A 7770-nucleotide genomic window follows, 5' to 3' on the forward strand; every position below is an offset into this window, starting at 1 on the left:
GAAAAGCGCTGATCATGTTTATTTTTCTGTAATTTGTTCTTCCGTCGTAATTTCTGCGAAAAGAACATTCTCCATCATAGTTAAGGCGAATTCGTTATCTTCGTCACTGTTTGATGCGATACAGTCCTTAGGAATCGTGATGCTGTATTCCCTCATATAAGCGTCATTAGCGGTAAACAGCACACATATATTGCCGGCTATACCTGTTAAGATAATATGTCTCACCTGCAACTCAGTAAGAAGGGTGTGAAGTGCAGTTTCGTAGAAAGCGGAATGTTTTGGTTTGATTAAAAAATAATCAGCATCTTCCGGGGCTATCTTTGTGATGATATCCTTGCTTCTTTCATTTGTGCATTCTTGCTGAATGTTTTTAATGTCAGCTTGCCAAAGTCCATAATGATCATTGATGTAAATAATCGGCCATTCATTTTGTCTCGCGTGCTCCTTTAATGATAAAATATGAGGAACGATTTTTTCTGTTTTTTTAGCGAGGGCTTCTCCCATATCGAATTCAAAATTATTGATCATGTCTACAATGAGAAGGGCTGTATCTGCTTTGGACAATCGACAGTCTCCTTTCCGTTTCAGTTATAGTTAATATGTAGCCTTTTTAGGCAATGAAAAAACTTTGAAAAGAGAGCTTATCCTTATGACACAAGATGAACTTTATATGAAAGAAGCAATTAAAGAAGCGAAAAAGGCTGAAGAGAAAGGTGAAGTGCCAATAGGTGCGGTGCTTGTCGTTAATGATGAAATTATAGCGCGTGCACATAATTTAAGAGAGACTGAACAGCGATCTATTGCCCATGCAGAAATGCTTGTAATTGATGAAGCGTGTAAGGCACTCGGAACATGGCGGCTGGAAGGTGCGACTCTTTATGTGACGCTTGAGCCTTGTCCAATGTGTGCTGGTGCAGTCGTACTTTCTCGAGTGGAAAAAGTGGTTTTTGGCGCATTTGATCCGAAAGGCGGCTGTTCAGGCACGCTAATGAACCTTCTTCAGGAGGAACGCTTTAATCATCAGGCTGAAGTGGTGAGCGGTGTACTTGAGGAAGAATGCGGCGGAATGCTCAGTGCGTTTTTCAGAGAACTAAGAAAAATGAAGAAAGCCGCCAGGAAAAACTTGTCTGAATAGTACGGTTGCAATTTTTAGGGGAAACAGATATACTTAAGTGTGCATCGTAATAGATGCAACATAAAATTTGATATTTATTTTGCCGTGCTAAGCGGGGAGGTAGCGGTGCCCTGTACCTGCAATCCGCTCTAGCAGGGCCGAATCCCTTCTCGAGGTTCGTTTACTTTAAGGCCTGCCTTAAGTAAGTGGTGTTGACGTTTGGGTCCTGCGCAATGGGAATTCATGAACCATGTCAGGTCCGGAAGGAAGCAGCATTAAGTGAAACCTCTCATGTGCCGCAGGGTTGCCTGGGCCGAGCTAACTGCTTAAGTAACGCTTAGGGTAGCGAATCGACAGAAGGTGCACGGTAAATCAATCATCAAATTTTCAGACTCACCTAATATTAGGTGAGTTTTTTGTTATGTAAAAAAGAGCTTTTGGAATCGAAACAAGGTTCATGTATAATGGGAATGATGAATAACGGAGGAGGGCAAACCCGTGAGTTACCAAGCTTTATATCGAGTATTCAGGCCTCAGCGCTTTGAAGATGTGGTCGGACAAGAACACATTACAAAAACGCTGCAAAATGCCCTTTTGCAAAAAAAGTTTTCTCACGCTTATCTGTTTTCCGGGCCTAGAGGAACCGGAAAAACCAGTGCAGCCAAAATATTTGCTAAGGCTGTCAACTGTGAACATGCTCCTGTTGATGAGCCATGCAACGAATGTGCAGCCTGTAAAGGGATAACAAACGGGTCAATATCCGATGTCATAGAAATTGACGCCGCTTCTAATAACGGTGTTGATGAGATTCGTGACATTCGTGATAAAGTGAAGTTTGCCCCATCGGCCGTCACATATAAGGTATATATCATAGATGAGGTGCATATGCTTTCTATCGGCGCTTTTAATGCATTACTAAAAACATTAGAAGAGCCGCCTGAGCATTGTATCTTCATATTAGCAACAACTGAACCGCACAAAATTCCTTTAACCATTATCTCTAGATGTCAGCGTTTTGACTTTAAACGAATTACCTCCCAAGCGATTGTAGGGTGCATGAATAAAATTGTTGATGCTGAACAGCTGCAAGTGGAGGAAGGATCGCTGGATATCATCGCGAGTGCTGCAGACGGAGGGATGAGGGATGCCCTGAGCCTTCTTGATCAGGCCATATCATTCAGCGGCGATATCCTGAAAGTCGAAGATGCGCTTTTAATTACGGGTGCTGTTTCTCAATTATATATCGGGAAGCTTGCACAATCCCTGCATGATAAAAACGTTTCTGACGCACTGGAAACATTAAATGAATTGCTTCAGCAAGGAAAAGATCCAGCTAAGCTGATAGAAGATATGATTTTCTATTTCAGGGACATGCTGCTGTACAAAACAGCCCCTGGCTTAGAGGGAGTGCTTGAGAAAGTAAAAGTCGATGAAACGTTCCGGGAACTAAGTGAACAAATTCCGGCTCAGGCCCTATATGAAATGATTGATATTCTGAACAAGAGCCATCAGGAAATGAAATGGACAAATCATCCGCGCATCTTTTTCGAAGTGGCTGTTGTGAAGATTTGCCAAACCTCACATCAATCTGCTGCTGATCTCCCGGAAGTGGATATGCTGATGAAAAAAATCCAGCAGCTCGAACAGGAAGTAGAGCGGCTCAAAACAACGGGCATAAAAGCAGCTGCGGAAAGCCCGAAAAAAGAAGCGCCGCGTGTGCCAAAAGGCGGGAAATCCAATTACAAAGCGCCAGTAGGCAGAATTCATGAGATTTTGAAGGAAGCCACAAGACCGGATCTTGATCTGCTCAGAAACAGTTGGGGCAAGCTTCTTGCTCATCTCAAACAGCAAAACAAAGTATCACATGCCGCTTTACTGAATGACAGTGAACCTGTGGCTGCCGGATCGGCGGCATTTGTTCTGAAATTCAAATATGAAATTCATTGTAAAATGGTCGCTGAGGATAACAACGGAGTCCGGACTAATCTTGAGCAGATTTTAGAATCGATGCTCGGAAAAAGAATGGATTTGATTGGCGTTCCAGAAGCACAATGGGGTAAAATAAGAGAAGAATTTTTAGAAGATCATCAGCAGGAAAATGAAGGATCAAATGAACCGGCTGAAGAAGACCCGCTTATTGCCGAAGCGAAAAAGCTTGTTGGAGCGGATCTAATTGAAATAAAAGACTAACAAAATGAAAGAGAGTGAATGCTATGCGTGGCGGAATGGGTAATATGCAAAAAATGATGAAACAAATGCAAAAAATGCAAAAGGACATGGCGAAGGCTCAAGAAGAGCTTGCAGAAAAGGTTGTTGAAGGAACTGCAGGCGGCGGTATGGTAACAGTAAAAGCAAACGGCCAAAAAGAAATCCTGGATGTTATCATCAAAGAAGAAGTCGTTGATCCTGAAGATATTGATATGCTTCAAGATTTAGTGCTTGCTGCAACGAATGAAGCTTTGAAAAAAGTTGACGAAATCACAAACGAAACAATGGGTCAATTTACAAAGGGAATGAACATGCCAGGTTTATTCTAGGGGGATAAAAGAACATGCAATATCCTGAACCAATATCAAAGCTGATTGACAGCTTTATGAAATTGCCAGGGATCGGACCGAAAACAGCGGTTCGTCTGGCTTTTTTTGTTCTAGGTATGAAAGAAGATGTAGTATTAGATTTTGCGAAAGCATTAGTAAATGCGAAACGCAACCTGACATATTGTTCAGTTTGCGGGCATATTACAGATCAGGACCCTTGCTATATATGTGAAGATACGCGCAGGGATAAGTCTGTTATCTGTGTTGTGCAAGACCCTAAGGATGTTATCGCTATGGAGAAAATGAAGGAATACAACGGACAGTATCACGTTCTTCACGGCGCTATTTCTCCAATGGACGGCATCGGACCGGAGGATATTAAAATACCAGAATTGTTAAAACGATTACAGGATGATCAAGTGACAGAAGTGATTCTCGCGACAAACCCTAATATAGAAGGGGAAGCAACGGCGATGTATATATCTAGGCTCCTCAAGCCGTCTGGTATTAAGCTCTCCCGTATTGCCCACGGACTGCCCGTCGGCGGTGATTTGGAATATGCTGATGAGGTCACTCTTTCTAAAGCACTTGAAGGAAGACGCGAATTGTAAGGAGGAAAAAGCGATCCATGGGTTTTCTTCGCAAGAAAACATTAAGAAGAGAGTTTGATGAAAAACTAACCGAGCAGCTTTTTAAGCAAAAGGAAGAGTGGAACAGGCAAAAAAAGCTGGTTGAAAAAAGCTTAGAACCGTCTGCTGAAGTGTTATACGAACTGAAAGTAGCTGAAGCGAAGTATTTTTTTTACTTAAGGGAAGCGAAGCAGCGAAATTTAAAAATCAGCCGGTGGAAGTAAGTGGTCTAAACTCCTGGATCTTCTCATAAGCTTGTACTAGAACAAGCGAAGGAGATGAGAAGATTCATGGAGCCTATTTTTATTATTGGGATTATTTTAGGACTGGTTATTCTTCTTTTTTTATCAGGTTCAGCTGCGAAGCCTTTAAAGTGGATTGGCATCACAGCTGTTAAATTTGTGGCAGGTGCTTTGCTGCTGGTTTGTGTAAATATGTTTGGCGGCAGTCTTGGCATTCATGTGCCGATTAATCTGGTTACAACAGCTATCAGCGGAATTTTAGGGATACCCGGAATAGCTGCGTTAGTCGTCATTAAGCAATTTATCATTTAATTGATATTATGTATTGACTTAGACAACTGAAGGTGTTATTCTAATATACGTCGCTGATGACAAACAGCTTTTTTGAAAAGAAAATGCTAAAAAGTTGTTGACAGTAGCGGCGGTAAATGTTATGATAATAAAGTCGCTTAAACGAGCGGTAAACAAAGTTCTTTGAAAACTAAACAAGACAAAACGTACCTGTTAATTCATTTTTATAAATCGCACAGCGATGTGCGTAGTCAGTCAAACTACTTTATCGGAGAGTTTGATCCTGGCTCAGGACGAACGCTGGCGGCGTGCCTAATACATGCAAGTCGAGCGGACAGATGGGAGCTTGCTCCCTGATGTTAGCGGCGGACGGGTGAGTAACACGTGGGTAACCTGCCTGTAAGACTGGGATAACTCCGGGAAACCGGGGCTAATACCGGATGGTTGTTTGAACCGCATGGTTCAAACATAAAAGGTGGCTTCGGCTACCACTTACAGATGGACCCGCGGCGCATTAGCTAGTTGGTGAGGTAACGGCTCACCAAGGCAACGATGCGTAGCCGACCTGAGAGGGTGATCGGCCACACTGGGACTGAGACACGGCCCAGACTCCTACGGGAGGCAGCAGTAGGGAATCTTCCGCAATGGACGAAAGTCTGACGGAGCAACGCCGCGTGAGTGATGAAGGTTTTCGGATCGTAAAGCTCTGTTGTTAGGGAAGAACAAGTACCGTTCGAATAGGGCGGTACCTTGACGGTACCTAACCAGAAAGCCACGGCTAACTACGTGCCAGCAGCCGCGGTAATACGTAGGTGGCAAGCGTTGTCCGGAATTATTGGGCGTAAAGGGCTCGCAGGCGGTTTCTTAAGTCTGATGTGAAAGCCCCCGGCTCAACCGGGGAGGGTCATTGGAAACTGGGGAACTTGAGTGCAGAAGAGGAGAGTGGAATTCCACGTGTAGCGGTGAAATGCGTAGAGATGTGGAGGAACACCAGTGGCGAAGGCGACTCTCTGGTCTGTAACTGACGCTGAGGAGCGAAAGCGTGGGGAGCGAACAGGATTAGATACCCTGGTAGTCCACGCCGTAAACGATGAGTGCTAAGTGTTAGGGGGTTTCCGCCCCTTAGTGCTGCAGCTAACGCATTAAGCACTCCGCCTGGGGAGTACGGTCGCAAGACTGAAACTCAAAGGAATTGACGGGGGCCCGCACAAGCGGTGGAGCATGTGGTTTAATTCGAAGCAACGCGAAGAACCTTACCAGGTCTTGACATCCTCTGACAATCCTAGAGATAGGACGTCCCCTTCGGGGGCAGAGTGACAGGTGGTGCATGGTTGTCGTCAGCTCGTGTCGTGAGATGTTGGGTTAAGTCCCGCAACGAGCGCAACCCTTGATCTTAGTTGCCAGCATTCAGTTGGGCACTCTAAGGTGACTGCCGGTGACAAACCGGAGGAAGGTGGGGATGACGTCAAATCATCATGCCCCTTATGACCTGGGCTACACACGTGCTACAATGGACAGAACAAAGGGCAGCGAAACCGCGAGGTTAAGCCAATCCCACAAATCTGTTCTCAGTTCGGATCGCAGTCTGCAACTCGACTGCGTGAAGCTGGAATCGCTAGTAATCGCGGATCAGCATGCCGCGGTGAATACGTTCCCGGGCCTTGTACACACCGCCCGTCACACCACGAGAGTTTGTAACACCCGAAGTCGGTGAGGTAACCTTTTAGGAGCCAGCCGCCGAAGGTGGGACAGATGATTGGGGTGAAGTCGTAACAAGGTAGCCGTATCGGAAGGTGCGGCTGGATCACCTCCTTTCTAAGGATATTATACGGAATATAAGACCCAAGGTCTTATAAACAGAACGTTCCCTGTCTTGTTTAGTTTTGAAGGAACTTTGTTCCTTAAATAAGTTAAGATGGGCCTGTAGCTCAGCTGGTTAGAGCGCACGCCTGATAAGCGTGAGGTCGGTGGTTCGAGTCCACTCAGGCCCACCATCTTATATAACGGGGCCTTAGCTCAGCTGGGAGAGCGCCTGCTTTGCACGCAGGAGGTCAGCGGTTCGATCCCGCTAGGCTCCACCAACGTGTTCTTTGAAAACTAGATAACAGTAGACATCACATTCAATTAGTAATACAAGATATCACATAGTGATTCTTTTTAACGGTTAAGTTAGAAAGGGCGCACGGTGGATGCCTTGGCACTAGGAGCCGATGAAGGACGGGACGAACACCGATATGCTTCGGGGAGCTGTAAGCAAGCTTTGATCCGGAGATTTCCGAATGGGGAAACCCACCACTCGTAATGGAGTGGTATCCATATCTGAATTCATAGGATATGAGAAGGCAGACCCGGGGAACTGAAACATCTAAGTACCCGGAGGAAGAGAAAGCAAATGCGATTCCCTGAGTAGCGGCGAGCGAAACGGGATCAGCCCAAACCAAGAGGCTTGCCTCTTGGGGTTGTAGGACACTCTGTACGGAGTTACAAAGGAACGAGGTAGATGAAGAGGTCTGGAAAGGCCCGCCATAGGAGGTAACAGCCCTGTAGTCAAAACTTCGTTCTCTCCTGAGTGGATCCTGAGTACGGCGGAACACGTGAAATTCCGTCGGAATCCGGGAGGACCATCTCCCAAGGCTAAATACTCCCTAGTGACCGATAGTGAACCAGTACCGTGAGGGAAAGGTGAAAAGCACCCCGGAAGGGGAGTGAAAGAGATCCTGAAACCGTGTGCCTACAAGTAGTCAGAGCCCGTTAACGGGTGATGGCGTGCCTTTTGTAGAATGAACCGGCGAGTTACGATCCCGTGCAAGGTTAAGCAGAAGATGCGGAGCCGCAGCGAAAGCGAGTCTGAATAGGGCGCATGAGTACGTGGTCGTAGACCCGAAACCAGGTGATCTACCCATGTCCAGGGTGAAGTTCAGGTAACACTGAATGGAGGCCCGAACCCACGCACGTTG

At 45.7% G+C, this 7770-nt stretch carries 7 protein-coding genes, 2 tRNA genes, 2 rRNA genes and 1 other RNA gene (1 of these 12 running past the window's edge); 11 read left to right on the top strand and 1 reads right to left on the bottom strand.

The features are described 5' to 3' along the window. Positions 1-18: 18 nt before the first annotated feature. The gene (locus NSQ16_RS00115; RefSeq protein WP_032725772.1) at positions 19-564 is read right to left on the bottom strand and encodes an isochorismatase family cysteine hydrolase; all 546 of its coding nucleotides are present in this window, start codon (positions 562-564) and stop codon (positions 19-21) included. 85 nt (positions 565-649) lie between these two features. Here NSQ16_RS00115 and tadA point away from each other — a divergent pair, with 85 nt between their 5' ends. From tadA to NSQ16_RS00170, 11 genes are all read left to right on the top strand, one after another. Further along, positions 650-1135, top strand: coding sequence for a tRNA adenosine(34) deaminase TadA (gene tadA, locus NSQ16_RS00120; RefSeq protein ID WP_032723100.1), 486 nt, complete (start codon positions 650-652; stop codon positions 1133-1135). 82 nt (positions 1136-1217) lie between these two features. Beyond that, positions 1218-1482: signal recognition particle sRNA large type (ffs, locus tag NSQ16_RS00125), an RNA gene on the top strand. Positions 1483-1612: 130 nt separating this feature from the next. Further along, positions 1613-3304 carry a DNA polymerase III subunit gamma/tau gene (gene dnaX, locus NSQ16_RS00130; RefSeq protein ID WP_085187903.1) on the top strand — a complete coding sequence of 564 codons (1692 nt, stop codon included), beginning with the start codon at positions 1613-1615 and terminating at the stop codon, positions 3302-3304. A 23-nt stretch (positions 3305-3327) separates the two neighbouring features. Then, a complete protein-coding gene (locus NSQ16_RS00135; protein ID WP_003225427.1) occupies positions 3328-3651 on the top strand; it encodes a YbaB/EbfC family nucleoid-associated protein in 324 nt (107 codons plus the stop codon). Positions 3652-3665: 14 nt separating this feature from the next. Continuing rightward, complete coding sequence (gene recR, locus NSQ16_RS00140; RefSeq protein WP_003225425.1) at positions 3666-4262, top strand: recombination protein RecR; 597 nt, start codon at positions 3666-3668, stop codon at positions 4260-4262. Between the two features lie 17 nt (positions 4263-4279). After that, a complete protein-coding gene (locus NSQ16_RS00145) occupies positions 4280-4504 on the top strand; it encodes a YaaL family protein (protein WP_003242387.1) in 225 nt (74 codons plus the stop codon). Between the two features lie 66 nt (positions 4505-4570). Next, positions 4571-4834 carry a sigma-K factor-processing regulator BofA gene (gene bofA, locus NSQ16_RS00150; RefSeq protein WP_003225421.1) on the top strand — a complete coding sequence of 88 codons (264 nt, stop codon included), beginning with the start codon at positions 4571-4573 and terminating at the stop codon, positions 4832-4834. Positions 4835-5078: 244 nt separating this feature from the next. Beyond that, positions 5079-6628, top strand: a 16S ribosomal RNA gene (locus NSQ16_RS00155). 102 nt (positions 6629-6730) lie between these two features. Next, a tRNA-Ile gene (locus NSQ16_RS00160) sits at positions 6731-6807 on the top strand. 11 nt (positions 6808-6818) lie between these two features. After that, positions 6819-6894, top strand: a tRNA-Ala gene (locus NSQ16_RS00165). 81 nt (positions 6895-6975) lie between these two features. Then, positions 6976-7770: ribosomal RNA gene (locus tag NSQ16_RS00170) — 23S ribosomal RNA — on the top strand; it runs 2133 nt beyond the window's last position. Together the 16S and 23S rRNA genes with 2 tRNA genes alongside form the textbook arrangement of a ribosomal RNA operon.

The organism is Bacillus sp. PS108, from assembly GCF_037963335.1.
GTDB classification, from domain to species: domain Bacteria; phylum Bacillota; class Bacilli; order Bacillales; family Bacillaceae; genus Bacillus; species Bacillus subtilis.